Origin of the sequence: Edaphobacter aggregans DSM 19364 (assembly GCF_000745965.1) — a bacterium.
Taxonomy (GTDB): Bacteria; Acidobacteriota; Terriglobia; order Terriglobales; family Acidobacteriaceae; genus Edaphobacter; species Edaphobacter aggregans.
Map to the genome: position 1 here is coordinate 1 of NZ_KN050794.1, position 1,637 is coordinate 1,637.

At 57.4% G+C, this 1,637-nt stretch carries 1 protein-coding gene and 1 pseudogene; one reads left to right on the plus strand and one right to left on the minus strand.

All coding sequences use genetic code 11. The features are described 5' to 3' along the window. On the minus strand, positions 1-200 hold a 200-nt coding region (locus Q363_RS35335), incomplete at its 3' end, for a hypothetical protein (protein ID WP_035359901.1). Positions 201-306: 106 nt separating this feature from the next. Here Q363_RS35335 and Q363_RS35340 point away from each other — a divergent pair. After that, positions 307-1,619: pseudogene (locus tag Q363_RS35340) on the plus strand (IS110 family RNA-guided transposase). Positions 1,620-1,637: the final 18 nt, after the last annotated feature.

Consider the following 1,637-nt stretch of genomic DNA (forward strand, 5'->3'; position numbering starts at 1 on the left):
ATCAACGACGCCGCTGCGGCCATCTTCACCGCCGGACGTTCTGTCTTCTTGCGCTGCGCCGGAACTGCGTTCCGCACCGCCTCCCGCACCATGCGCCGATGCACACCCAACTTCCGCGCCACACCGATGATCGACCCGACTCCAAACTCATACTCCCGGCGAATCTGCTCGTATAACTCCACCTTGGCTCTCCAGTCCAACTCGCCCTCCGTCCCTCAGCGCCGCTGAGAAACAGGGTAGAGTCCGCTCTGCCCAGGGTGGGCCAACTTAAACCGCCAGAGTGAGCCAAATTAGAATGCCAAAATCATGGAGGTAGTTCATCCGCAGGCAGCGGGGATTGATGTGGGGAACAGCTCCCACTACGTAGCCGTTCGGCCGGAGCGTGATGAGGAGCCAGTGCGCAGGTTTGATTGTTTTACGGCCGACCTACATCGTCTCGCTAACTGGTTAAAAGTTGTGGAGTCAAGACCGTGGCCATGCAGTCGACGGGCGTCTATTGGATTCCGCTCTACGAGATTCTGGAAGAGCGGGGCTTCGAGGTCTATCTGGTCAATGCGCGGCACACCAAGAACCTGCCCGGACGCAAGAGCGATGTGCAGGAGAGCCAGTGGTTACTGAAGTTGCATACCTACGGGCTTCTGCGCAACTCCTTCCATCCCCCGGCAGAGATTCGAGTGCTTCGAACCTACTGGCGCCAACGAGCAGAACATGTAGCGGGAGCAGCGACCTGCATTCAGCGGATGCAAAAGGCCCTGACCCAGATGAACGTGCAATTAGCCAACGTGATCAGTGACATAAGTGGGCTGACCGGACAAACGATCATACGAACGATCGTGGCTGGCGAGCGCGATCCGCTAAAGCTAGCTGCGCTCAGTGATCCGCGGATTCAGGCCAGCCAGGAGGAGATCGCCAAAAGCCTGCTGGGCAACTGGCGTCCGGAACTCCTGTTTGTACTGCAACAAGAAGTAGAGATGTACGACACCTATCAGAAACGGATCATCGAGTGCGACCAACGATTGCAGCAGCACCTAGCCAGCTTTACTAACACCCACTCGGTCCAAACATCCAAGCAGAAGCCCAAGACAAAGAAGCCAGCAGCCAAGAATGCCCCGCGCTTCGATCTCAGCAGCGAACTGCAGCGTGTCACAGGCGTGGACCTCACCCGCATTGACGGCATAGACGTCATGGTAGCCCAGACGCTGGTCAGCGAAGTAGGACTAGACATGAGTCGCTGGAATACCGAGTCACACTTCGCCTCCTGGTTGGGACTCTGCCCGGATAACCGTACCAGTGGAGATAAGGTGCTGGCCAGAGGCACGCGCCGCGTGGTCAACCGCGCTGCGACCGCACTGCGACAGGCTGCCAACACCCTGATGCGCAGCCGCAGCTACCTGGGTGCTCAGTACCGTCGTTTGCGAACCAAGCTAGGGGCTCCAAAGGCCATCACCGCTATGGCTCATCGACTCGCCCGCCTTGTCTATCGCATGCTCAAGTACGGTCAAGCATACGTGGACAAAGGCACTGAGTACTATGAGGAGAGATTCCGCCGACAACAAATCCAATTGCTCCGAAAAAGAGCCACCAAACTTGGACTCCAGGTCGCGGAGATTCACACTTGAAAGAGTTTTTGGAGAGAG